30 protein-coding genes and 1 tRNA gene are annotated in these 21,162 nt (G+C 63.2%); 20 read left to right on the forward strand and 11 right to left on the reverse strand.

Features of this window, described 5'->3' with window-relative positions:
* Positions 1-22: 22 nt before the first annotated feature.
* From P0D70_RS04495 to P0D70_RS04515, 5 genes are all read right to left on the reverse strand, one after another.
* Positions 23-1,084, reverse strand: a complete 1,062-nt coding sequence (locus P0D70_RS04495; protein ID WP_408183017.1) for a quinone-dependent dihydroorotate dehydrogenase — start codon at positions 1,082-1,084, stop codon at positions 23-25.
* Between the two features lie 79 nt (positions 1,085-1,163).
* Positions 1,164-1,985, reverse strand: coding sequence for an arginyltransferase (locus tag P0D70_RS04500; protein ID WP_091794680.1), 822 nt, complete (start codon positions 1,983-1,985; stop codon positions 1,164-1,166).
* 114 nt (positions 1,986-2,099) lie between these two features.
* Positions 2,100-2,837 carry a leucyl/phenylalanyl-tRNA--protein transferase gene (aat, locus tag P0D70_RS04505; RefSeq protein ID WP_408183019.1) on the reverse strand — a complete coding sequence of 246 codons (738 nt, stop codon included), beginning with the start codon at positions 2,835-2,837 and terminating at the stop codon, positions 2,100-2,102.
* 9 nt (positions 2,838-2,846) lie between these two features.
* Entirely contained in the window at positions 2,847-3,392 is a 546-nt protein-coding gene (locus P0D70_RS04510; protein WP_091794676.1) for an NUDIX hydrolase, read from the reverse strand.
* Positions 3,393-3,803: 411 nt separating this feature from the next.
* Positions 3,804-3,880 (reverse strand) — tRNA-Met (locus tag P0D70_RS04515).
* 238 nt (positions 3,881-4,118) lie between these two features.
* On the opposite strand from P0D70_RS04515, the gene P0D70_RS04520 reads away from it, so the two are divergent.
* The gene (locus tag P0D70_RS04520) at positions 4,119-4,616 is read left to right on the forward strand and encodes a heme-degrading domain-containing protein (protein ID WP_408183022.1); all 498 of its coding nucleotides are present in this window, start codon (positions 4,119-4,121) and stop codon (positions 4,614-4,616) included.
* Positions 4,617-4,626: 10 nt separating this feature from the next.
* Complete coding sequence (locus P0D70_RS04525) at positions 4,627-4,959, forward strand: DMT family transporter (protein WP_408183291.1); 333 nt, start codon at positions 4,627-4,629, stop codon at positions 4,957-4,959.
* A gap of 43 nt (positions 4,960-5,002) precedes the next feature.
* Here the strand turns inward: P0D70_RS04525 and P0D70_RS04530 are convergent, their stop codons facing one another.
* Together P0D70_RS04530 and P0D70_RS04535 are read right to left on the reverse strand one after the other, a co-directional pair.
* The gene (locus P0D70_RS04530) at positions 5,003-5,392 is read right to left on the reverse strand and encodes a hypothetical protein (RefSeq protein WP_408183024.1); all 390 of its coding nucleotides are present in this window, start codon (positions 5,390-5,392) and stop codon (positions 5,003-5,005) included.
* Positions 5,393-5,464: 72 nt separating this feature from the next.
* Entirely contained in the window at positions 5,465-5,656 is a 192-nt protein-coding gene (locus P0D70_RS04535) for a hypothetical protein (RefSeq protein ID WP_091794665.1), read from the reverse strand.
* 299 nt (positions 5,657-5,955) lie between these two features.
* Between P0D70_RS04535 and P0D70_RS04540 the strand changes: the two genes are divergently transcribed.
* Positions 5,956-6,234: a hypothetical protein gene (locus P0D70_RS04540; RefSeq protein WP_408183027.1), complete on the forward strand. Its 279-nt coding sequence runs from the start codon at positions 5,956-5,958 to the stop codon at positions 6,232-6,234.
* A 176-nt stretch (positions 6,235-6,410) separates the two neighbouring features.
* On the forward strand, positions 6,411-6,704 hold the full coding sequence (locus P0D70_RS04545; protein ID WP_091800569.1) for a DUF1488 family protein: 294 nt from the start codon (positions 6,411-6,413) through the stop codon (positions 6,702-6,704).
* Positions 6,705-6,901: 197 nt separating this feature from the next.
* On the opposite strand, the gene P0D70_RS04550 is transcribed toward P0D70_RS04545, so the two are convergent.
* Entirely contained in the window at positions 6,902-7,900 is a 999-nt protein-coding gene (locus P0D70_RS04550; protein ID WP_408183029.1) for an NAD-dependent epimerase/dehydratase family protein, read from the reverse strand.
* A gap of 133 nt (positions 7,901-8,033) precedes the next feature.
* Here P0D70_RS04550 and P0D70_RS04555 point away from each other — a divergent pair, with 133 nt between their 5' ends.
* Together P0D70_RS04555 and P0D70_RS04560 are read left to right on the forward strand one after the other, a co-directional pair.
* Entirely contained in the window at positions 8,034-8,924 is an 891-nt protein-coding gene (locus tag P0D70_RS04555) for a TetR/AcrR family transcriptional regulator (RefSeq protein WP_408183031.1), read from the forward strand.
* 46 nt (positions 8,925-8,970) lie between these two features.
* Positions 8,971-10,104 carry an enoyl-CoA hydratase/isomerase family protein gene (locus tag P0D70_RS04560; protein WP_408183033.1) on the forward strand — a complete coding sequence of 378 codons (1,134 nt, stop codon included), beginning with the start codon at positions 8,971-8,973 and terminating at the stop codon, positions 10,102-10,104.
* A 117-nt stretch (positions 10,105-10,221) separates the two neighbouring features.
* Here the strand turns inward: P0D70_RS04560 and P0D70_RS04565 are convergent, their stop codons facing one another.
* Positions 10,222-10,647 carry a hypothetical protein gene (locus tag P0D70_RS04565; RefSeq protein ID WP_091800563.1) on the reverse strand — a complete coding sequence of 142 codons (426 nt, stop codon included), beginning with the start codon at positions 10,645-10,647 and terminating at the stop codon, positions 10,222-10,224.
* Positions 10,648-11,269: 622 nt separating this feature from the next.
* Between P0D70_RS04565 and ssuD the strand changes: the two genes are divergently transcribed.
* The 4 genes from ssuD to P0D70_RS04585 are packed head-to-tail and all read left to right on the forward strand — an operon-like array spanning position 11,270 to position 14,590.
* A complete protein-coding gene (ssuD, locus tag P0D70_RS04570; protein ID WP_091794655.1) occupies positions 11,270-12,430 on the forward strand; it encodes an FMNH2-dependent alkanesulfonate monooxygenase in 1,161 nt (386 codons plus the stop codon).
* A gap of 56 nt (positions 12,431-12,486) precedes the next feature.
* On the forward strand, positions 12,487-13,329 hold the full coding sequence (gene ssuC, locus P0D70_RS04575) for an aliphatic sulfonate ABC transporter permease SsuC (protein WP_408183036.1): 843 nt from the start codon (positions 12,487-12,489) through the stop codon (positions 13,327-13,329).
* Positions 13,326-14,327, forward strand: coding sequence for an ATP-binding cassette domain-containing protein (locus P0D70_RS04580; RefSeq protein WP_091794651.1), 1,002 nt, complete (start codon positions 13,326-13,328; stop codon positions 14,325-14,327). The genes ssuC and P0D70_RS04580 overlap by 4 nt, the downstream gene beginning before the upstream one ends.
* 47 nt (positions 14,328-14,374) lie before the next feature.
* On the forward strand, positions 14,375-14,590 hold the full coding sequence (locus P0D70_RS04585; RefSeq protein WP_011488137.1) for a TOBE domain-containing protein: 216 nt from the start codon (positions 14,375-14,377) through the stop codon (positions 14,588-14,590).
* Between the two features lie 8 nt (positions 14,591-14,598).
* On the opposite strand, the gene P0D70_RS04590 is transcribed toward P0D70_RS04585, so the two are convergent.
* Positions 14,599-14,925, reverse strand: coding sequence for a hypothetical protein (locus tag P0D70_RS04590; protein WP_408183039.1), 327 nt, complete (start codon positions 14,923-14,925; stop codon positions 14,599-14,601).
* 165 nt (positions 14,926-15,090) lie between these two features.
* Between P0D70_RS04590 and P0D70_RS04595 the strand changes: the two genes are divergently transcribed.
* The 3 genes from P0D70_RS04595 to P0D70_RS04605 all read left to right on the forward strand — a co-directional run bounded on the left by P0D70_RS04595 (position 15,091) and on the right by P0D70_RS04605 (position 16,128).
* On the forward strand, positions 15,091-15,288 hold the full coding sequence (locus tag P0D70_RS04595; RefSeq protein WP_091794647.1) for a hypothetical protein: 198 nt from the start codon (positions 15,091-15,093) through the stop codon (positions 15,286-15,288).
* A 111-nt stretch (positions 15,289-15,399) separates the two neighbouring features.
* Complete coding sequence (locus P0D70_RS04600; protein ID WP_408183042.1) at positions 15,400-15,654, forward strand: DUF6566 family protein; 255 nt, start codon at positions 15,400-15,402, stop codon at positions 15,652-15,654.
* Between the two features lie 108 nt (positions 15,655-15,762).
* A complete protein-coding gene (locus tag P0D70_RS04605; RefSeq protein ID WP_408183044.1) occupies positions 15,763-16,128 on the forward strand; it encodes a glyoxalase superfamily protein in 366 nt (121 codons plus the stop codon).
* 211 nt (positions 16,129-16,339) lie between these two features.
* Here P0D70_RS04605 and P0D70_RS04610 read toward each other — a convergent pair whose 3' ends face one another.
* A complete protein-coding gene (locus P0D70_RS04610) occupies positions 16,340-16,606 on the reverse strand; it encodes a hypothetical protein (RefSeq protein WP_091794641.1) in 267 nt (88 codons plus the stop codon).
* A gap of 311 nt (positions 16,607-16,917) precedes the next feature.
* On the opposite strand from P0D70_RS04610, the gene P0D70_RS04615 reads away from it, so the two are divergent.
* From P0D70_RS04615 to P0D70_RS04645, 7 genes are all read left to right on the forward strand, one after another.
* Entirely contained in the window at positions 16,918-17,142 is a 225-nt protein-coding gene (locus tag P0D70_RS04615; protein WP_091794638.1) for a hypothetical protein, read from the forward strand.
* Between the two features lie 158 nt (positions 17,143-17,300).
* Positions 17,301-17,546: a hypothetical protein gene (locus P0D70_RS04620; RefSeq protein WP_091794635.1), complete on the forward strand. Its 246-nt coding sequence runs from the start codon at positions 17,301-17,303 to the stop codon at positions 17,544-17,546.
* A 335-nt stretch (positions 17,547-17,881) separates the two neighbouring features.
* Positions 17,882-19,255, forward strand: coding sequence for a tyrosine-type recombinase/integrase (locus P0D70_RS04625; protein ID WP_408183047.1), 1,374 nt, complete (start codon positions 17,882-17,884; stop codon positions 19,253-19,255).
* 30 nt (positions 19,256-19,285) lie between these two features.
* Positions 19,286-19,564: a type II toxin-antitoxin system RelE/ParE family toxin gene (locus P0D70_RS04630; protein WP_408183049.1), complete on the forward strand. Its 279-nt coding sequence runs from the start codon at positions 19,286-19,288 to the stop codon at positions 19,562-19,564.
* Between the two features lie 5 nt (positions 19,565-19,569).
* Positions 19,570-19,863, forward strand: a complete 294-nt coding sequence (locus tag P0D70_RS04635; RefSeq protein ID WP_408183294.1) for a HigA family addiction module antitoxin — start codon at positions 19,570-19,572, stop codon at positions 19,861-19,863.
* Positions 19,864-20,004: 141 nt separating this feature from the next.
* Entirely contained in the window at positions 20,005-20,244 is a 240-nt protein-coding gene (locus P0D70_RS04640) for a hypothetical protein (RefSeq protein ID WP_408183051.1), read from the forward strand.
* Between the two features lie 65 nt (positions 20,245-20,309).
* Complete coding sequence (locus P0D70_RS04645) at positions 20,310-21,116, forward strand: hypothetical protein (RefSeq protein WP_408183053.1); 807 nt, start codon at positions 20,310-20,312, stop codon at positions 21,114-21,116.
* Positions 21,117-21,162 lie beyond the last annotated feature (46 nt).

A 21,162-nucleotide genomic window follows, 5' to 3' on the forward strand; every position in this document is an offset into this window, starting at 1 on the left:
GCCGCGCTGCGCACGCGTGCGCTCAGCGCAGTGCTTGCACGCATTCGCGCACCAGTGCTGGTCCGCGGTAGATGAAGCCGGTATAGAGCTGCACCAGCGACGCGCCGGCCGCGATCTTGGCGCGCGCATCGTCGCCGGAGAAAATCCCGCCCACGCCGATGATCGGCACCGTCTCGCCGACTTCCGCGCGCAGCTTGCGGATCACTTCGTTCGACGCGTCGAACACCGGCTTGCCCGACAGGCCGCCGGCTTCGTCGCCGTATTGCATGCCCGCGACGGCGGTGCGCGACAGCGTGGTGTTGGTGGCGATCACGCCCTCGAAGCGGTGGCGCAGCAGCGTGTCGGCGATCGATTTGATCTGTTCGTCGTCGAGGTCCGGCGCGATTTTCAGCGCGAGCGGCACCAGCTTGCCGTGCATGTCGGCCAGACGCTGCTGCTTGTCCTTGAGCGCGGCGAGCAGCGCGTCGAGTTCGCCCGCGCCTTGCAACTGGCGCAGATTCTTCGTGTTCGGCGACGAGATATTGACCGTCACGTAGCTGGCGAACGGATACACGCGTTCGAGGCAGTACAGGTAGTCTTCGGCGGCGCGTTCGATCGGCGTGTCGGCGTTCTTGCCGATGTTCAGGCCGAGAATGCCGCGGTAGCGCGCGGCCTGCACGTTCTTCACGAACTGGTCGACGCCGGCGTTGTTAAAGCCCATCCGGTTGATCACGGCATTCGCCTGCGGCAGACGGAACATGCGCGGGCGCGGATTGCCCGGCTGCGCGCGCGGCGTCACCGTGCCGACTTCGATAAAGCCGAAGCCGAGCGCGGCGAGACCGTCGATGCAGGCGCCGTCCTTGTCGAGGCCCGCGGCGAGCCCGACCGGATTGCGGAACGTCAGCCCCATCACGGTGCGCGGCGCATCCGGCACATGCGGCGCGAGCACGCCGGCGAGGCCGGTGCGGCCGGCGGCGCCGAGCATGCGCAGGGTCAGGTGGTGAGCATCTTCCGCGTCCATGCGAAAGAGTTGGGCGCGTACGAGCGGGTAGAGGGAACTGAACACGGGACGAAGCCGGGCGGCCGAAAAATGGGAACCCGCCATTTTACCGGCTTTGAGGCGTTACCTTGACGCATTAATGAGGCCGGCTTGCGCGAGTGCGCCGCGACCGGCCAAAGCGGGCTTACGGCTTGAATGGCGGGCGCCTGCCGTGAATCGCCAGATCGACCGGCGGCAGGTCGATGCCCGTGGGATCGAGCACCCGCCAGGCGCCGTCGATCAAACCTTCGAGCGGGCGAAAATTCGCCTTGTACGCCATCTTCGGACTCTCGCGGATCCAGTATCCGAGGTACACGTAAGGCAGCTTCAGGCTGCGCGCCTGCTCGATCTGCCAATAGATGTTGTAGGTGCCGAAGCTCGTGTTGGGCAGACCCGGCTCGAAAAACGTGTACACCGACGAGAGCCCGTCGCCGAGAATGTCGATCATGCTGATCATGCGCAGAATGCCCGGCGCATCCGGCCGGTCCGGCAGCGGCTCGCGGAATTCGACCAGCCGCGAATTGATCCGGCTCTGCAGCAGGAACTGTTCGTACTGGTCGCGGCTGTCGCGATCCATGCCGCCGCCCGCGTGCCGCGCCGACTGATAGCGCATGTAGAGCGCGTAGTGTTCCTCGTCGTAATGGAGCGGTGCGACGGTGGCGATCAGCTCGCCATGTTTCTTCCAGACGCGGCGCTGCGTGCGGTTCGGCTCGAACTGGTCGACCGGCACGCGCACTGGCACGCAGGCGCGGCAACCGTCGCAATACGGCCGGTAGGTGAACACGCCCGAGCGCCGGAAGCCGGCCTTGACGAGGTCGGTGTAGACGTCGGAGTTGATCAGGTGACTGGGGGTGGCGACCTGCGAGCGCGCGATGCGCCCATCCAGGTAACTGCAGGGGTAGGGCGCCGTTGCATAAAATTGCAGCGCCGAAAGCGGGGAAAGAGGCAGCTCGTTGGGATGAGTCACGTTGGCAGCTCTCGAAGCGTCTCTGGTAATGCAAACCCGGCGCCTTGCGGTTGACCACCCGCGGCGTGACCCGCGGCTCGGTGGGCGGCGGATCCGGATTCGGCCTGATTCTTCCTACGCCGCTGGCGCGACGATCTCGAGCAACACGGTCTTGTCGAAGCGCCAGGGAATCGGCGGTGCCTCGACCGACGCGCGAACATGCGCGATGAACGCCTTGCGCGCTATCTCGCGGCCGCCCAGCGACGCCAGATGCGACGTGTTCTGCTGGCAGTCTATCATTTCTATTTCGTGACGGCGCAAGTGTCCGACAAGCGCGGCCAGCGCCATTTTCGACGCGTCGGTGACGTCCGCGAACATGGATTCGCCGAAGAACATCTTGCCGAACGACACGCCGTACAAACCGCCCACGCGCTTGCCTTCGAACCAGGTTTCGATGCTGTGCGCGTCGCCTGCACGATGCAGCGACGAATACGCTTCGACGACGTCCGCGGTGATCCAGGTGCCGCGCTGTCCGCGTCGCGGCGCCTGAGCGCACGCGCGCATCACGGCGGCGAAATCATGGTCGACGCGGATTTCCCACGCGTCCTCGCGCAGCACGCGCCTGAGCGTTTTGCGCAGCGACGGCGACACTTTGAATTCGGCCGGGCGCAGGATCATGCGCGGGTCGGGACTCCACCACAACACGGGCTGGCCGTCCGAATACCACGGGAAGATGCCGCGCCGATAGGCGTCGATCAGTCGCGACGGCAGCAGATCGCCGCTGGCGGCGAGCAGGCCGGGCGCGCCACTGGTCGCGCCGAGCGCGCGCTCGACGGGCGGAAACGGATCGTCGGGGCCGAGCCAGGGAACCATGCGCGCCGCTCAACCTTCGCGCAGCGAGCGGAAGATGTCGCCCGTGTGCAGGCCGAAGCTGCCGGCGGCACGGTCGGCGAAAAAGAAACGCAAAGTCTGGCCAACCGTGGGAAAGGCAATCTCGTCCCAGGGGATTTCGTGTTCCTCGAAGAGCTTCACTTCGAGACTTTCCTCGCCGGCGGCAATGTCCAGATCGAGCAGGCGCGCCATATAGAACAGATGCACCTGATGCACGTGCGGGACGTTCAGCAGCGAAAAAAGGCTCTGCACCTCGACGCGCGCGCCGGCTTCTTCCAGCGTTTCGCGCGATGCCGCCTCGGCGGTCGTCTCACCCATTTCCATGAAGCCCGCGGGCAGCGTCCAGTAGCCGTAGCGCGGTTCGATCGCGCGACGGCACAGCAGCACCTTGTCGTCCCAGACCGGGACGGTGCCGACCACGTTGCGTGGATTCTGATAATGCACCGTGCCGCAACTGACGCAGACGAAGCGCTCGCGGTTGTCGCCCGGCGGAATGCTCAGACTGACGCCGTGGCCGCAGACAGAACAGAATTTCATAGGAAGGGGACAGGAAAGGGTGATAGGAGTTTATCACTGGGGCGCGTTTTTACTCACGTCGGAAAATAGGGATGCGCGGTATTCGGCAACGATTGGGTTAGGTGGCAAGGGGCATGCCGAAGACTGGGCGCAGGAGGCGGTATTTTTAATTTGGGGTGCAGAATATCTTGAGCCCGGGACTTGAACCGTGAGGGCTTATCGTGGTGTGGGTTGTGCACGTGGTGATCGCGAACCGCTGATGAAATGCGAGTGCGGAAGCGGGAAAGACGTGTGCGCCGCGCGGAGCGCGCAACACTTCATGAAAGATTTGGAAAGAAAACAAAAAAGGCCTGCCGGTTGGGCAAGCCTTCAATGTTTTGTTTCGACGTCTCGAACCTTTTTGCGCACCACGTTGAACACGCTGAATGCACTTGGTTGCGGGGGTAGGATTTGAACCTACGACCTTCGGGTTATGAGCCCGACGAGCTGCCAGACTGCTCCACCCCGCGTCCGTCGAAGAAAAGATTATAGAAGAAGTTGGACGCGGATGCAATAGCTATTTAAGAACCGGCTTCAATCCAATGCATCGTGCGGCTCGCGTAAGCTTGCCAAGGTCGCGGCACGCACTGCGCGCGTCGCATGCCGGAAGGCCGGCGTAAGGCGCTACGCTAGAATTCAGATTCTTCTCGCGACGCCGCCCTGCATGCACGCGGCGCACGCTTCATCTCTACCTTTGATCCGAACCCCATGGATATCGCTCACGATCTGCAGGTGATTGCCGCCCAGGAACACGCGCTAGTGTTTCCCCACTTCGATGCCGACCGCGCATGGCAAGTCGGCGCCTACCTGCACGAGGTCGCCAAGGCGCGTGGCATCCCCGTCGCGATCGACGTGCGCACGTTCGGTCAGCCGCTCTTCTTCAGTCTGCTCGGCGGCGCGACGCCGGACAACGTCGATTGGGCGCGCCGCAAGGGCAACACGGTCGCGCATTTCCGCCGCAGTTCGTACGCGATCGGTCTGAAGATGCAGCAGGCCGGCAGCACGCTCGCCGACAAGCACGGCTTGCCCGCCACGGAATATGCGTCGCACGGCGGCGCGTTTCCGCTGACGGTGGCGGGCGCGGGCGTGATCGGATCGATCACGGTGTCCGGCTTGCCGCAGCGCGCCGATCACGAACTGGTCGTGGAAGCGCTGTGCGCGCACCTCGGTCACGACTACAGCAAGCTCGCGCTTGCAAAGGCCTGAGGCGATGCGGCTGCCTGCTTATGCATTGCTGGGCATCGCGATCGTGGCCGAGGTGATCGCGACCTCCGCGATGCGTGCGTCGGAGGGCTTCTCGCGGCTGGTGCCTTCGGTGGTGGTCGTGCTCGGCTATGGCGTGGCGTTTTATTGCCTGTCGCTGACGCTCAAGAGCGTGCCGGTCGGCATCGTCTATGCGGTGTGGTCCGGCGCCGGCATCGTGCTGATCACGCTGGTTGCGGTGGTGTTGTACCGGCAGGTGCCCGACGTGCCGGCGATTATCGGGCTCGGTCTGATCATTGCCGGCGTCGCCGTGCTGAACATGTTTTCGAAGATGCAGGCGCACTGAGGAATCGCGCACCGAATCGCGCACCCACACGCGCTGCGGGCGCTTACTTGCAGCGCACGATCATCGAACGGTTCTTTACGTTGGCCGAGACGACGTTGGTGACGCTGCCGCCCGCGGCGCCGCCTTCGTCATTGTCTTTCGACACGATGTCATAGCCCGTCGCGCCACATGCCTTGCCGGCCTGCACGTAGCACGAGGCCCAACTGGAAGCGGCGTCGGCGCCGCTGCAATTCACGGCGAAGCCGGTCTGGCCGTTCGGCAGATTGATCAGCGATGTGGTGTTCGACGATGCGCAGCCGGCCAGCCCCGCGCCCAACAGCACGGCTGCGGGCAAAGCCGCCGCGAGCGACGTCCGGCGAACCAGGGTAAGCGCTGCGCTGGTTCGAAGGCGGTTGAGGCGGCCGGCGCGGCGCAGTTGCGTCATGAAATGCATCGTGATGTTTCCTTTCAGAGTGATAGTGGGCATGCCACGCAGACGAGAAGCGTCTGTTCGTTGGGGGCAAGCTCAGGGCGTTTCGATCGTAATGCCCGCTGCGCTGACCAGCCGACGGCTTTCAGCGCCTGTTTCCGTGGCCGCGTCTTCCCAGATGCTGATGGCTTTCGGAATGTCGATGCCGTGGCTTTCGGCGTAGGCAAACCATGTGTTTGCCGCATCCGGCTCGGGCAGTTCGTGGTTCTGCAGAAAATATTTTCCCATATTGCGCTCGCTGACTTGAAAAGGGCGTCGTCGCGGCAGCACGGATCGTGCCGACTATGTGGTTCGACCGGCGTGGGCCGCACAAGTGCGATTGGGCGCCTCGCTGGCTGGCTGTACAGAACTAATCGGCTTGCGAGGCGCCTTACATAGTGGTTAGCCGTGGCGCTCCGACGCCTGTTCCGTATGGACGAGGCGCGCAAGGGTCGACACGGCGCTCAGACACGGGGTCAAAGTGAGCAGGCGTCCCGGACACTCGCCCACGCGGCATCCGCTCATGAATTGCAACGAGGAGAACGAATATGGCTGAACGGGTCAGCGGCCCCTATCGTGGTTACTACATCAGCGCCACCGCGCGTCTCGTGCACGCGGCCGATACGCCGGCCACGCCTGCGGGCGGTGCGAGCGGGACTTACGTCGGCTCGGTGAGTCTCGCCGAACACGGCCCGGACGATCCTCACCGCATGGAAACCTTGCTCGATCTCGGCGACGGCCAGCGCTTCGGCAGCGAAGAGGAGGCGCTCGTCTTTGTCGAGCAGGCCGCGCGGGATTACGTCGACCGCCTGCTGGGAGGCGCTTGATGGCGGTGTTTCCAAGGGAGCAAGGCATCGCCGGGAGCAACGTCGAAACTGCTGAAGAAAGCGCCGCCGCAGGCTGGACCGCGGTCCGGCCGCGCGAGTACCATATCGACGTTGTCCGGGGCCGGCCCTCTCTCGCCGGCGCTGGTTTCCTGCCGGACCTTTCTGATGAGGCGACCATGGAAATTCGGTTTCCCGCGGACGCGCCTGCCTACCGCGACTCCAATCTGACCGTTGTGTTTCCCGCGCTGGTGGACGGCGAACCGGTGCCGTGCGCGATTTCGGTCGAAGCGCTCGAAGATCATTTCGGCGCCTACTCCGAAGACCTGGAAGGGTGGATGCGCGCGTTCGACGCCGGCCGTCCGCGCATCGAAGCGGTGGCGCGCGAGCACTTGCAGATCAGTAACGGCACGCCCGTGCTGCTGAAAAGCGGCCATTTTCCGCCGGGCAACGTGAGCGGTGTGGGCGGTTGATGCCGCGTGAGTGCGACTCATTGGAATAGAGTGCTGCCGAACGTTCCGGACTGCTCCGGATTGCTGCCGCGTGCGGCTGATCGGTGGCGCGGGCCGAGGCGATCCGTCATGCGTTGGCATAAACGGCCGCTAGCCGGCTGGCAACTGGCCGCGCGAACACCGCTCACGGTTTCCTCCACAGCTCTCGTCGCCCTCGTTCAAACCGCGTTCGCCGCGCTTCTGTTTGCCCCAGCGCTAGAGGCTGCCGCCTCGCGTGCCGCATCGAACGCATGGCGGATACCTTCCTCGTAAGACGTTTTGACGATCGGGCCGATCAGTTCCGTCAACGCCGAATCGTCGAGCACGACCGGTTCGGTCATCAGGTAGTTCATCTCCACCAGTTCCCGCATCAATGGATTGAACAGGCCGAGCAGGCGCAGCAGCGTTTTGCCGGCGACTAGCAGTTTCGGCTCGCGGCCCGCCAGCGCGTAGGCCTGCCGCGCCACGTCGCGCTGCGTGATGGTGCCCGCGCCGGCAAGGTGCCACCAGCGGCCATACGCTTGCGGCGTGCGCGTGAGCTTTTCGACCACCGGCCCGATATCCGGCAGATAGATGAATTCATGCGGCACATCCACTGGGCCGATCACCTGGGCGCGCTTGCCGTTCGCCGCGCCCTCGAAAACGCCGTTCAGCAGACTGCGCTCGATACCCGGGCCGTAGAAGTCGGGCAGGCGCAGCACGAGGGTCGAGAGGCCGTTCTGTCCATGCGCCGCCAGCACCAGATTTTCCTGCGCGAGGCGCATCCGTCCTTTGAACGTGTGCGGCTCACGCGGATGATTTTCGCTGATCGGATTGCCGCGCGCGCGGCCGTACGGGTACACGGTGCCGATCAGAATGAAGCGCTCGACGCCTGCCGCCTTCACGCCGGCAAGGGTCCGCTCCATGAGCGGCGGATGAGCGGCGAACTGGTCGTACGGCACGCCCACGAGGTAGATCACCGTCTGCAGACCTTGCGCGGCCGCGCGAATCGAAGCGGGGTCGTCCGGATTCCACGTGACGATCTCCGCATGCGGATCGTTTCCGAACGCGGCCTGGAGCGCCTCGCGGGAGCGGCCGACCACGCGGTAGTCGCGGCCCGCCGCACTGAGCGCCGCTGCGATGATCTGACCGGCCGCGCCCGCGGCTCCGAATAAACCCACCTTGCCTATGGCTTGCATGACGACTCCTCGAAACGGCGCCGCATCGCGCCTGCATGAATGGATTGACGAATGAAAATTTAATGAACACCGTTTAGTGAACGGTGTTCAGTTTAATTTGACTTTTCAGTTTGTCAACCGGAAAATGTTCGCCATGGGAATCGCTGAACGAAAGAACCGCCAGAAGCAGGCACTGCGCGAACGCATCCTCGATGCCGCCCGCCGCATCGTGATGCGCGAAGGCTTTGCCGCGCTGTCCATGCGCAAGATCGCCGACGCCATCGAATATTCACCGGCCACGCTCTACCTGCACTTTGCGAGCCGCGACGAGATCGCGCAGGCATTGTGCGCGGAAGGCTACGCGCAATTGCTGGAGACGTTCGTGCCGCTCGCGGGCATCGCCGATCCGGCTGAGCGGCTCAAGGCGCTCGGGCGGGCTTATGTGGCGTTCGGGGTCGCGCATCCGGAAACCTACCGGCTGATCTTCATGGAAGATCCGAGCTATACCGGCGCGGCTTTGGGCGGCGCGCTCAAGGGCAGGGCGGCGGACGACGACACGGCAGTCACGCCAGCGGACGCGGCGGGTGGTGATTCGGCCGAACCCGAGGACGACCCCGGCGAGGCCGCGTTGCACATCATGATCTCCGCTTTGGAGGAACTCAAAGCGGCGGGCGGGCTGCCGGCATCGACGGATGTGGCGGTATGGGCCGAGGCCTTCTGGGCGACCTTGCACGGTATCGTTGCACTGAACCTCACCTGTCCCGTGTTTCCGACCGCGCCGCTCGACACGGTCGTGGGCGTCGCTTTAGATACCTGGCTGGGCGTGTCGGATGCGACGCCAAACAACGCGCCGTCGCAGCGCATCGCGACGACCGCGGGCACACGCAAGAAAAAGCCCTCCGGCGCGAGCACGGAGTTGCCGGCGGAGCAAGACAACGAACCTGCCACGCAGACGCCGGGCAGGAAGCCGGCGCAAGCGGCGACGGCCAAGGTTCCCACGCCCGAACCCGCGCCCGCTTCAAGGCGCAAACCCACGCGTGCGTGATACCGTTCAATTCCACCTCATACCGCGCCGCTGCGCCTAGCACTCCATGTCCATTCCCGCCTCGCCCGCCATCAGCGACGAAGTCGCGACCTACGTAGCCAACCGAATCGGCTTCATCGAACTGGAAAGGCCGAAGGCGCTCAACGCGCTGTCGACCGGGATGATTCGTGCAATGCACGCGGCGCTCGACCAGTGGCGCGAAAATCCCGATGTGCTCGCCGTCGTGGTGCGCAGCCAGCACCCGCGCGCGTTCTGCGCGGGCGGCGATATCCGCTTTCTGTATGAGACGGCGCAGCGCGGCGAGCAGGACGCGCGCGACACGTTTTTCAGCGAGGAATACCGGCTCAATCACGCCATCTTCACTTATCCCAAGGCGTATATCGCGTTGATGAACGGCGTCGTGATGGGCGGCGGCATGGGTATTTCACAGGGCGCGCATCGTACCGGCGGCCTGCGCGTCGTCACCAACTCGACCAGGTTGGCGATGCCCGAGACCCGCATCGGGCTATTTCCCGATGTCGGCGCAAGCTGGTTTCTGGCCCGCACACCTGGCGCGATCGGGCGCTATCTGGCCGTGACAGGCGAGACGATCGACGCGGCCGATGCGCTCTACGCGGGTCTGGCCGACGCCTATATCGAGGACGCGGCATTGCCCGCGCTGATCGATACCTTGCGCAGCGAACTGTTCGAGCGAGGCGTGGACGTAGTGGCGTGCATCGAGCGTGAGGCGCTTGCGTACCAGGTCGTGCCGCAGCCGGAGGCCTCATCGCTCGCACAGGCGCGTGCGTTGATCGACCGTCACTTCGCGTTGCCGGATGTCGCGCGCATTCTCGCCTCGCTCGAAAGCGAGCGCGACAGTGGCGAGGCCGCCGATTGGGCCGAACAGACGATCGCGATATTGCGCGAACGTTCGCCGTTGTCGATGGCGGTGTCGCTGGAAGTGGTGACGCGCGCCGAGGGTTCGATGGCGGACGTGCTGCGCGGCGATCTCGATCTGACGCGCTCCAGCTTTCTGCAGGGCGACACGATCGAAGGCATTCGCGCGCGCATCATCGACAAGGACAACGCGCCGCGCTGGCGCTTTGCGCGCATTGAAGACGTGAGCGCCGCCGAGGTCGAGAAGATGTTCGAGAGCCCGTGGCCGGCCAGCGAACACCCGTTGCGGGATTTGCGCGGTTAGGCCCTAAGCCTGAAACGCCGGAAAGTCATGCCGCCGTTGCGAGCGGCATGTCAGCGTGGCGCGTGACGTGCGGCGAGCGTGCGGGGACCGTTCATTGCCCACGCGCATTGTCCACACTCACTCCTCATCTTCGCTTGCCATGAAGGCGCGCATGAACACCAGCGCGCCCCAGCCCCACATGGCATTCGCCGCGAAACCGACCGCGAGGCGCGGCAGCATATTGCCGCTCGGCCAGATGCCGCGCAGCGGATCGACTACAAACACGCTCGCCGCCGTCAATGCGATGCCGCCGAACACGAAGGCCGGCACCCAGGGCGCGCGACGATGCGGCGCGACGCGCAGGAGCCACGCCATCAGCACGGCCCAGAACGCGCTCCAGATCGCGTTGGCGATGAACTCAGGCAGCCCGAGCGGTAGAAACGGGGCGGTCGAAAAACCGGTCGGGTCGATCATCCCGGCTGCGTGCAGCAGCGCCAGTGTCGATTCGTGGAAGAACAGGGAAGCCAGAAAACCGGCGACGAACGGCAGGATGAGTTTTTGCATGCATTGCACCGCCAGGGTACAGGCGGCGTGGTGTCGCGTGGCCTGCACCGGATTATTGGAAACGTGCGCCATTATATAGAGCGGCCCCAGACCTGTCGCTTCGCGCCGGGGCTGGCGGGAGGGCGGTACACGTCGCGCGGCCCGGCGCGTTAGCGAGCGTGACACGCTTGCTCGCCGCAACTCGGTTCCAAAAAGGCGTCCACCACGCGTCCACCAGGCATCCACAAAGCGCGCCATCCGTATGCTTTAGCGTCGGGCTAATCACGAAAGTGGAAAACCTAAGCTAAAAAAAATCGTTCAAAAGCCGCGGCCCGATCCATAGACTCTTTCACCATACAGACGGCGTTTGCCGCCGTCGCCGTTTAATCGACGCGCGCATGACGCGCACGTTTGGTCGAGGGAAGCCGTCGCGATGTCCTGCCTGATGCCGATCTTCACCTGCCACATGGCGCACGCGCGCCGGCGGGTCCGCTGCCGCCGCTAGCCGGCGCCGATACCGCGTTTTCCGTCTTCTTGCGCTGCACCGTCCGGCTGTGTGCCGGATGGATGCGCGCGGCCGCGCGCGCCGGCACTCGACGCACCGTTTCCATTCAATCCAGTTTCGATCATGCAGGAGCAGCAAATGAATGTGTTCTGGTTCATTCCGACTCACGGCGACAGCCGCTATCTCGGTACGTCCCAAGGCGCACGCGCAGCCGATTACGACTACTTCCAGCAGATCGCCGTCGCCGCCGATACGCTCGGCTACGAGGGCGTGCTGCTGCCGACGGGCCGCTCATGTGAGGACGCGTGGGTCGTCGCGTCGAGCCTGATCGCCGCGACCAAACGGCTGAAGTTTCTCGTGGCGATCCGCCCGGGCATCTCGTCGCCGGGTCTGGCCGCGCGTATGGCAGCGACGTTCGACCGTCTGTCGAACGGGCGTCTGCTGATCAATGTCGTGACCGGTGGCGATGCGGCGGAACTGGAAGGCGACGGCGTGTTCGTCGACCACGACACGCGCTATGAAATCACCGACGAATTCCTGCACATCTGGCGCAAGCTGCTGAGCGCCGCGCATACCAACGACGCGATCGACTTCGAGGGCAAGCATCTGAGCTCGAAGGGCGGCAAGGCGTTGTATCCGCCGGTGCAGCATCCGCATCCGCCGCTGTGGTTCGGCGGTTCGTCGCCGGCTGCGCACGACATGGCGGGCGAGCATATCGATACCTATCTGACGTGGGGCGAGCCGCCCGCCGCAGTGGCGAAGAAGATCGCCGACATTCGCGCGCGCGCCGCGGCGCACGGCCGCGAGATCAAGTTCGGGATCCGTCTGCACGTAATCGTGCGCGAGACCGAAGAAGAAGCGTGGGCCGCCGCCGACAAGCTGATCAGCAAGCTCGACGACGACACCGTTGCGCGTGCCCAGGCTTCGTTTTCGAAGATGGACTCCGAAGGGCAGCGCCGCATGGCCGCACTGCACGGCGGCAAGCGCGGCGGCCGCGCGGAGCTCGAGGTCTATCCGCACCTGTGGGCGGGCGTGGGCCTCGTGCGCGGCGGCGCGGGCACGGCGCTGGTCGGCAACCCGGAGCAGGTGGCGGCGCTCATGAAGGAATACGCGGACCTCGGCATCGACACCTTCATTCTGTCGGGCTATCCGCATCTCGAAGAGTCGTATCGCTTCGCCGAACTCGTGTTTCCGCTGCTGCCGAACCGGCTGAACAAAGTCTCGAACGGGCCGCTGTCGGGTCCGTTCGGCGAGATCGTCGGCAACAACTATCTGCCGAAGGCGGCGAGTTCGAGCTGAGTGCAGGTGCTGCAAACGGCACGCGCGATCATCGATAAGCAATGAGGAAGGCAAGCATGGCTCAATCCACTGTAAGTACGGATCGGGACGAAGGCGCAACTGGCGGCGCGGGTTTCAATACGTTGCGCCGGATCGGCGCGCATCTCGCGCCGTGGCTCGCGCCGCTCGCGATTCTGCTGGCGTGGGAGTTCGCCGCGCGCAGCGGCGTGCTGTCCACGCGCGTGCTACCCGAACCCCTCGCGGTCGTGAAGGCCGCGTGGTCGCTAATCCAGTCCGGTGAAATGTGGGCGGACGTAAAGGTCAGCACGTGGCGCGCGGTGTCGGGTTTCGCGATCGGCGGCGGCATCGGACTCGTGCTCGGACTCGCCACGGGGCTGTTCAAGCCCGCCGAGGTCGCGCTCGATTCGACCGTGCAGATGATCCGCAACATCCCGGCACTGGCGATGATTCCGCTCGTGATTCTGTGGTTCGGCATCGAAGAGGAAGCGAAGGTGTTTCTCGTTGCGTTGGGCGTATTTTTCCCGATCTATGTGAACACTTTCCACGGCATCCGTTCGGTCGACGCCAATCTGATCGAAATGGCGCGCAGTTATGGCGTGAAGGGTTTTGCGCTGTACCGGCATGTGATTTTGCCGGGCGCGTTGCCGTCGATTCTGGTCGGCGTGCGCTTCGCGTTCGGGCTCATGTGGGTCACGCTGATCGTCGCCGAGACCATTTCCGCGCAATCCGGTATCGGCTATATGACGATGAATGCGCGCGAATTCCTGCAAACCGATGTGGTGGTGGTCGGCATTCTGCTCTACGCCGCGCTCGGCAAACTCGCCGATGTGGTGGCCAAGAGCCTCGAGCGCGTCTCGCTGCGCTGGCACCCGGCCTACCAACGAGGAGCGAAGCCATGAACGCAACGACCTTGTCGGCGTCGTTCGGCGGGATCGCCGGCAGCGACCTCGAAGCCGAACTGGTGCAAGCCCGCACCGTCGAACATGACGCGAACGAAGCCGCGGACTTCGAGCATGCCGATGCGGCGCATCATCAACAGGCGCGCGCCGATTCGCGGCTGCATGGCGGCGCGCTCGCGCGCGACGACGTGCGCCGCGCGGCGGACTATTCGGTGGAGTTGCGCGGCGTCGGCAAGCGGTATGGCGAGCGCGAGGTGCTGGCCGATTTCAATCTGTCGATCGAGCGCGGCAGTTTCGTGGCGATCGTCGGCCGCAGCGGCTGCGGCAAATCCACCTTGCTGCGGCTCGTCGCCGGTCTGGAAAAGACTACTTCGGGCGTGCTCGAAAAGCGCACCGAAGACGGCGGCCCGCTCGACACCCGCATCATGTTTCAGGACGCGCGTCTGTTGCCCTGGAAGAGCGTGCTGCAAAACGTGATGCTCGGCTTGGGCCGCAGCGCGCGTGAGGACGCCCGCGCCGTGCTCGCCGAAGTCGGCTTGCTGGAGCGCGCCAACGATTGGCCCGCGCAGCTTTCCGGCGGCCAGCGTCAGCGCGTGGCGCTGGCGCGGGCTCTGGTGCATCGGCCGCAACTGCTGTTGCTCGATGAACCGCTCGGCGCGCTTGATGCATTGACGCGCATTGAAATGCACGCGTTGATCGAACGCCTGTGGCGCGAACATCGATTTACCGCGCTGCTGGTGACGCACGACGTACATGAAGCCGTGGCGCTCGGCGATCGGATTCTGCTGATCGAAGAAGGGCGCATTGCGCTCGATCAGCCGGTGCCGCTGGCGCGTCCGCGGGCGCGCGCGTCGGCCGGTTTCGCCGCGCTCGAAGAGCATGTGTTGCAACGCGTACTGAAGACGGCGCCGAACGACGACGCGCTGTCCGACCGTGCGTACGACACACGTGACGAAGGCCGCGCGAGGCGGCCGACAGACGTCCGCTGGGCCGTCTGATATTCCTGGACTGACTGTTCTCAATCGCTTCTCTGGAGCCACTCGAAATGAGCATTTCCGCAATCAACGTACGCAATCAGTTCAAAGGCAAGGTCAAGGAAATCATCCGCGGACCTGTGGTGTCCGAAGTCGATGTCGATACGCCGTTCGGTATCGTCACCTCGGTGATCACCACGCGCTCCGTCGACGAACTCGATCTGAAGGTCGGCTCGGAAGTGGTCGCGCTGGTGAAGTCGACGGAGGTCTCGATCGCGCGCCTGTGAGGCTTGCGCTATTTCGCGTTCGCGCCGCTGGCGGGCGGCTCGTGCATCATCTTGTCGTTGGTCGGCTTCTCGGGGCGCTTGATCGGCATATTGTCAGGATTGATCGAGCCGCTTGGGCCGCTTGAGCCGTTCAAGCCCGGGGCGGACTGAGGCGGCCTGACCATCGACGAATTGGCGTCCGGCGCCGCTGCCTGCGCGGGTTTTTGTGCGGGTTGTTGTCCTGATTGTTGCCCTTGTCCCGGCTTCGCCGTCTGCGCGAATGTCACCGTTCCGCGCGCGCCGGCTATTGCCAGCGCGATGCCCGCTATCAGCGCGGCCCATCTGTTTCGCTCCATGATCGTCCTCCTTGGCGGTGCCGCCTGCCGGGTTCCGGTTGCCGGTGTCGACGCCGTCGTGCTTGCGGAATCATTTGCGCGACGCAACCCGCGTGCCTCGACGCGGCACCTGCATACGTCCCCGAAACTTGCTAGGATGAATTGAGCATGTAGACGGAGGCAGCCATGTCTAAGTCATTGAGTCCCGAATCGGTCGAGGCCTTGCGGCGTCTGAACGACGTCGGTGTCGGACAGCCGGCGCCGAAACTCGAGCAGTCCGTGACCGCTGAATTGCTGGCGGGTGGCCTGGTTGCCGAAGCGAGCGGCGGCGAAGTCGAGATCACCTGCAACGGCCGGCAATACCTTTCGGGCGATTGCGATTGATCGTCGAAGCGGCAACGGCCTGACGTTCGGGCCGAATCGTTCCGCGAGCCGCTGGCGTGCTCGCCGGACGAGTCTGGCCGTCAGATTCGCGCAGGTATCACGGAGGAGACCATGGAGCCGAAGGGCCTCGATATGGGGGACTACCAGGAGCGCTATCAGGACTACGACATCGAGGTCGCCGTCGAGCAGGTGCTGACGGGCGTCAAAACGCATTTTCGGGTGTTGCGCAACGGCGCGGTGGTGGTCGACTGGCGGCTCGTGCATATCGACAGCCTATGGTCCACCGAGCATGCCGCGGCCGAGGCGGCCTTGCGGGCGGCGCGCGAAGTGATCGACGCGGGGTTTGCCGAGGGGTTGCCCGGTTAGGCGCCCAAGCGGTTTGGTCGCAGATCGGGGCGCCGAGGCGCGCTGCCGTGAAATCGCGCACGGGTTCGGTTAATCTGCTTGTCCCGTCAAGACTTTCCGGAGACCGCTTTGCATTTTGCGCGCGCCATCCCGATCATCCGTATTTTCTCCGAGGAAAAAGCGCGGGAGTTTTACGTAGACTTTCTCGGCTTTACCGTCGAATGGGAGCACCGGTTCGAAGAGAGCCCGCTCTATGCGCAGGTGCGGCGCTTCGACCTGATCCTGCACTTGAGCGAGCACCACGGTGACGCCACACCCGGATCGACGATTTTCGTGCCGATGCAGGACATCGACGCGTTCCATGCCGAACTTCAGCGCAAAGACTACAAATATGGGAAACCTGGCATTGAGACGTTGCCGTGGGGCAGGGTGCTCGAGACAGTCGATCCGTTCGGCAACCGGATCCGGTTTTGCGAATCGCCAAAAGAGAAATAAACCGCCGAGAAGTCGCGATGCGGTGACAATGAGCAGCGCGTCTCGCGCAACGGCCCCGCTGTGGAGCGGGTTTTGCAGCGGGGTTTTGCGGCGGCTTGCGGGACCGCTTGCGAAGCCAGGTAAACGCAACTGGGCGCCGGCATCGATACTGCATGCGCGGCGCCCAGTTTACCGGCCGCCCTCGTGAGGCAGCCGGTTCAACGGCAACTGCTTAGTGGCCGAAGAAAACCGATTGCGGGCCCGAAACCGGCTCTTTGGCGCCCGATTGCGACGACACGTTGTTCACGCCGCCGTAGGCATTCGATTCAGCGTTAGCGCGTTCAGCCGCGACGGTTTGTGCGTTCTGGCCTTGTTGCGAAGCCGGTGCGCCGACCGACGGACGATAGAACGGTGCCGGGCCGTAGCCGCTAGCAAAAGCGGGAGCGGCGATCGAGGCAGAAACAGCAACCAGCAGGGCGGCGATGAGCTTGGTCTTCATGGTGTGACTCCGATAACGTTACGACTTCATTTCAGGAAGGCGTCGCAGGGGCCGGTGAGGTGTATCTGCAACGTCGATGGAATGCAGTGTATACCCCTACTATCGAGAATTTGTATCGATAACTTGAAATTACTGTTCTCTATTCTGGAATAATCGGCGCAAGGCAGGCGGGACAAGCGTGAGCGATGGTCCGACCCCGTGCGGCAAGGGTTTTGAGGAATAAAGACCCGCGGCGCAACGAGGTTAAATGCATTGAATGAAGCGCGGCTCGATCGAATTCGATCGGATCCGTTGCTTGGGGGAGCACTCTGATGGACCTATGGATTCAACCATGCGCTGCCTGCGCTGACCTGTATGGCCAACCGGCCGCCAGTAGCCCGCACGACAGGTTGGCGCTGAATAATCGTGGGGCGGTGAAAGACGTGCGAGTGGAGGAGCACTACACCTGCGTGCGCTGCAACGCGGTGTTCGCTCGCATTCTGACCGGCGAGCCGCACAAGCAGATCTGGATGTTGCTGAACGCGAGTCAGCACTGACGGCTGACGGTTCGGCGATTTTTGCGGACGCACCGCCTCCCACGACAGCAGGGCGATGCCGACAATCGTATAGAGGATGACGCCTCGCAGCGGGCGGCTCGCTGAAACGTTGGCGGCGTTCCTGTAAAGTTTTCGGTGCGGCTGCCGAAAACGAAAGCATGAAATACTTCTTTGACTACAAACTCGCCGAGCGATACGGCTACGGGATCGCGGTGTATATCGCCGCCGAAACTTCCGATTTGCAACGTGCCATTGATTTGACAAACGCTCGACGCCTGCGCGCCGGTCGGCGCCCGCTCGAGGACGCGAAGATCGAGGACGTGCTATCGGCCATGCGCAACACGGGGCGGCTTTCGACCGAAAGGGATGAGGGCGGAGCCAACGTGTCGGACGCAACGCGGTGAAGCGGGATTCAAACCGCGAAGGAAAACCGCAAAGGCCAAAACAAAAACGGCGTAGTGATTTCTCACAACGCCGTTCGTAAAACTTGACTACTTGAATTCTTTGGGGTGGCTGATGGGGCTCGAACCCACGACAACAGGAATCACAATCCTCTCAAGATGGTATTTCTTAGCGTTGACTGAAATTCACAAAATCGGCTGAAACCGCTGATAGTTAATGTTCGTGGCCGATTCGGGTTACAAAATCCTGTTGACTTGCGTTGATTGGTTTGCCTAAAATCGGGTTACATAGAGGTTACATGAAGTGCGTGTAACCCAAAACCCGGATGGTGGCGACAGTGGCGAAGGTTAATTTCACGGCGGGGAGGGTCAACGGGCATAGCTGCCCTGCTGGCAAGTCTCAGGCGTTTCTCTGGGATAGCGGTGCGTCCGGCTTGGGCCTTCGTGCCACGGCGGCGGGTGCGCTGTCCTATATCTTCCAAGGCAAGCTGAACGGGGCGACGGTGCGCGTCACGATTGGCTCGCCGAAAGACTGGGGCATTGACGATGCGCGGGACGAAGCGCGCCGCCTGCAACGCCTGATTGACGCCGGCAAAGACCCACGCGAGGAAGCCGCCGAGCAGCGCGCCGCCCATGAGGCGCGAAAGGCTGAGGCGCGCCGCCAGGACGTGACGCTGGCAGACGCCTGGACGGCGTACATCGAGGCTCGCCGCTCGAAGTGGAGCGACCTGCATTACCGTGACCATGTAACGCTCGCTAGTGCTGGCGGCCAGCCGAAGAAGCGCGGCAAGGGACTGACGGAGCCGGGGCCGCTCGCCGCGCTGATGCCGCTGAAGCTGTCGGATCTGAGCGCAGATCGCATGGGCGAATGGCTGGCGGATGAGGCCGCCCAGCGTCCGGCTCGTGTCCGGCTAGCCTTCAATCTCCTGCGCATATTCACGACGTGGTGCGAATCGCGGAGCGAGTATCAGGGGCTCATCGACCCGCAGGCCGTCGCCACTCGCCTTTCGAAAGATGCCCTGCCAAAGCAGGCCGCCAAAACCGATTCCATCCAGCGCGAGCAACTGGCCGCGTGGTTCCTTGCCGTCCGCCAGCTCAGCAATCCGGTCATGGAAGCTTACCTGATTGGCCTGCTGCTAACCGGCGCGCGCCGGGAGGAACTGGCCGAACTGCGCTGGGAGGATGTGGATTTCCGGTGGCGGGGCCTGCGACTGAAAGACAAGGTGGAAATTGAAACCGGACGGGTTATTCCCCTAACACCTTATTTTGCCAGCGTGCTGCTAGAACTGAAGCGCATCAACGAGACGCCGCCGAATGTGCGGCAGATGCGCAGCCTTGAGGCCAAGGGCGAAAAATGGCAGCCGTCGGATTGGGTATTCGCCAGCAAAACTTCCGCCGATGGCCGCCTGGCGTCCCCGAACAATGCCCTGCACCGTGCCTGCCAGATTGCCGGTATCGCGCCAGTTACGTTGCACGGTCTGCGGCGGTCATTCTCAAGCCTCGCCGAATGGACGGAAATCCCGTCAGGCATAAAGGCGCAAATCATGGGGCATAAGCCGTCCGCCATCGCCGAGCGCCATTACAACGTACGTCCGCTTGACCTACTGCGCATGTGGCACGACAAGCTGGAGGCGTGGATTCTCAAAGAGGCCCACATTGACTTCAAGCCCGCACAGGCCCAGACCGGATGGCATACGGCCGCAAACCCTTGAATCGCGTAACGCTACGAGATACAATTAACCGTGATTAAGAGCTTCGCACACAAAGGACTGGAACGTTTTTTCAAAGCCGGCAGCAAGTCCGGAATCCGGCCCGACCACGCAGCTAAACTCGCCCGCCAGCTCGCCATTCTGAACGTGGCCAGCAAACCGGAGCAGATGGACATTCCCGGATGGGGGCTGCATCCGCTCAAGGGGGATTTGGCCGACCACTGGGCGGTGTGGGTCAATGCCAACTGGCGCATGACCTTTCGCTTTGTGGGCGAAGACGCCGAGATTGTGGATTATCAGGATTACCACTAGGAACCATCATGCGTATGCATAACCCGCCGCATCCCGGCGAAACGCTCAAGGAAGACGTGCTGCCTGCCTTGGGCCTGAGCGTGACCGACGCGGCCGAACAACTGGGCGTGTCGCGTGTTGCCCTGTCGCGCGTATTGAACGGGCGGGCGGCTATCAGCGCCGAAATGGCGATTCGGCTGGCGCAGTGGCTGGAGGGAAGTCCCGAAGTGTGGCTGCGCGCGCAGTTGCAATATGACCTGTGGCACGCCGAACAGCAAAGCACGGCCAAGGTGAAGCCGGCGAAGCGGTTAGCGGCCTGAACGGAGCTTGACCGCCGCCTGACGGTATCAGGAAGAACTGGCGAGAACTCTAATTCTTACCGTCCACAACTTAAAAAATCAGGATTGCGAAACGTGACAACATACAATCATGCCGAAGAGAATCGCCGGAGTATCGATACGATGATCGCGCTCGCTTGCGCGACGCTGGAAAAGCTTGAGCGGCAACGCTCGCGCGTGGTCAGTCTGGCAATCGCCGGGGAAAGGTGGGTCAAGCCACAAGCTCCCGATACGGACCACGACGGAGTTGCGTCCGAAATGTTCTGCGCGTTGCACGATGCGGCAAATTCGGACGGCGGCGCGCTCGTGAAGCTGCAAGACCTGATTGTCGAGTTGGAAGCTCTGCGTGCAGTGTCTCACTGAGGCTGGTACGAAAGGGGTGGCAGGCCGTTTTGCCGTCGAAAAACGCATTGACCCGGAAAAACACAATGAAGGCTCAACCAGCGCTCTTCAACACGATCCGCAAGTCGGTGGAATTACTGAACGATTTCGCGCAGAGTTCGAGCTTGCCCGACAGATTTGACGAATCGACTATTCTCACGATGGCGTACCAAGGTGCCATCCATTTGAGCGTGCTGCTGCCAGAACCGTTTCGATTTTCAAAAAAAAACGGGAAGCCGGTCAAACCGCAATTCGTTCCGAAAGGATGGGGGGAATTCAGAATCGACCGTATAACGGCGTACGATTTGATGGTCGCGGATGGCGGCCCCGTCGATCTAAAATCGATCTTAAATCACCGCCCCGACGGGGGCACAGACGTGTACCGCTCGACCGATCCGAAGTCGACACGCGTCGCGGTCGCTGACCTGAGGGTCGAGTACGCCGAACTCAATCGGCTAGCACTGGCCTTCCTGACGCGGCATCGTGATCGCGTCGGCGCGGTCAATTCCGAAAGCCCGGCAGATGACGCGGTAGCCAAGCCCAGGGAGAGCGCACCGGGCGGCTCGCCGCCTAGCACGGCAGGCGACGTTTGGCCGGTCACTTCGGAGTCGGGTGTCGAGGTCAAAGCGCCGGTCCCGCTCCAGCGATTTCAGGAGTCTGAGATTCTGCGGGTAATTGTCGAACTCGGTCACAATCCCAAGGCTATTCCCGCGAACAAACCGGGTAAGGCTGGCCTCAAATATGAGGTCCGTCGGAAGCTTGACTACACCAACAAGGTGTTCGACCTCGCATGGGAGCGCTTGCGGAAAAATGATGAAATAGTCAATTCCCTCGATAGCCATCCCTCAAATTGAGGGAGTGAGGGAAGCTTGCGAGGGACGGTATAGAGGGAGATTTAAT

The sequence above is a fragment of the Paraburkholderia sp. RL17-381-BIF-C genome (assembly GCF_046026435.1).
Taxonomy (GTDB): domain Bacteria; phylum Pseudomonadota; class Gammaproteobacteria; order Burkholderiales; family Burkholderiaceae; genus Paraburkholderia.

Coding starts and splice junctions, on each gene's coding strand:
- P0D70_RS04495 (WP_408183017.1), bottom strand. CDS start 1,084: ATGGCGGGTTCCCATTTTTCGGCCGCCCGGCTTCGTCCCGTGTTCAGT.
- aat (WP_408183019.1), bottom strand. CDS start 2,837: ATGGTTCCCTGGCTCGGCCCCGACGATCCGTTTCCGCCCGTCGAGCGC.
- P0D70_RS04510 (WP_091794676.1), bottom strand. CDS start 3,392: ATGAAATTCTGTTCTGTCTGCGGCCACGGCGTCAGTCTGAGCATTCCG.
- P0D70_RS04520 (WP_408183022.1), top strand. CDS start 4,119: ATGGATATCGCTCACGATCTGCAGGTGATTGCCGCCCAGGAACACGCG.
- P0D70_RS04530 (WP_408183024.1), bottom strand. CDS start 5,392: ATGCATTTCATGACGCAACTGCGCCGCGCCGGCCGCCTCAACCGCCTT.
- P0D70_RS04535 (WP_091794665.1), bottom strand. CDS start 5,656: ATGGGAAAATATTTTCTGCAGAACCACGAACTGCCCGAGCCGGATGCG.
- P0D70_RS04540 (WP_408183027.1), top strand. CDS start 5,956: ATGGCTGAACGGGTCAGCGGCCCCTATCGTGGTTACTACATCAGCGCC.
- P0D70_RS04545 (WP_091800569.1), top strand. CDS start 6,411: ATGGAAATTCGGTTTCCCGCGGACGCGCCTGCCTACCGCGACTCCAAT.
- P0D70_RS04550 (WP_408183029.1), bottom strand. CDS start 7,900: ATGCAAGCCATAGGCAAGGTGGGTTTATTCGGAGCCGCGGGCGCGGCC.
- P0D70_RS04555 (WP_408183031.1), top strand. CDS start 8,034: ATGGGAATCGCTGAACGAAAGAACCGCCAGAAGCAGGCACTGCGCGAA.
- P0D70_RS04560 (WP_408183033.1), top strand. CDS start 8,971: ATGTCCATTCCCGCCTCGCCCGCCATCAGCGACGAAGTCGCGACCTAC.
- P0D70_RS04565 (WP_091800563.1), bottom strand. CDS start 10,647: ATGCAAAAACTCATCCTGCCGTTCGTCGCCGGTTTTCTGGCTTCCCTG.
- ssuD (WP_091794655.1), top strand. CDS start 11,270: ATGAATGTGTTCTGGTTCATTCCGACTCACGGCGACAGCCGCTATCTC.
- ssuC (WP_408183036.1), top strand. CDS start 12,487: ATGGCTCAATCCACTGTAAGTACGGATCGGGACGAAGGCGCAACTGGC.
- P0D70_RS04580 (WP_091794651.1), top strand. CDS start 13,326: ATGAACGCAACGACCTTGTCGGCGTCGTTCGGCGGGATCGCCGGCAGC.
- P0D70_RS04585 (WP_011488137.1), top strand. CDS start 14,375: ATGAGCATTTCCGCAATCAACGTACGCAATCAGTTCAAAGGCAAGGTC.
- P0D70_RS04590 (WP_408183039.1), bottom strand. CDS start 14,925: ATGGAGCGAAACAGATGGGCCGCGCTGATAGCGGGCATCGCGCTGGCA.
- P0D70_RS04595 (WP_091794647.1), top strand. CDS start 15,091: ATGTCTAAGTCATTGAGTCCCGAATCGGTCGAGGCCTTGCGGCGTCTG.
- P0D70_RS04600 (WP_408183042.1), top strand. CDS start 15,400: ATGGAGCCGAAGGGCCTCGATATGGGGGACTACCAGGAGCGCTATCAG.
- P0D70_RS04610 (WP_091794641.1), bottom strand. CDS start 16,606: ATGAAGACCAAGCTCATCGCCGCCCTGCTGGTTGCTGTTTCTGCCTCG.
- P0D70_RS04615 (WP_091794638.1), top strand. CDS start 16,918: ATGGACCTATGGATTCAACCATGCGCTGCCTGCGCTGACCTGTATGGC.
- P0D70_RS04620 (WP_091794635.1), top strand. CDS start 17,301: ATGAAATACTTCTTTGACTACAAACTCGCCGAGCGATACGGCTACGGG.
- P0D70_RS04640 (WP_408183051.1), top strand. CDS start 20,005: ATGATCGCGCTCGCTTGCGCGACGCTGGAAAAGCTTGAGCGGCAACGC.
- P0D70_RS04645 (WP_408183053.1), top strand. CDS start 20,310: ATGAAGGCTCAACCAGCGCTCTTCAACACGATCCGCAAGTCGGTGGAA.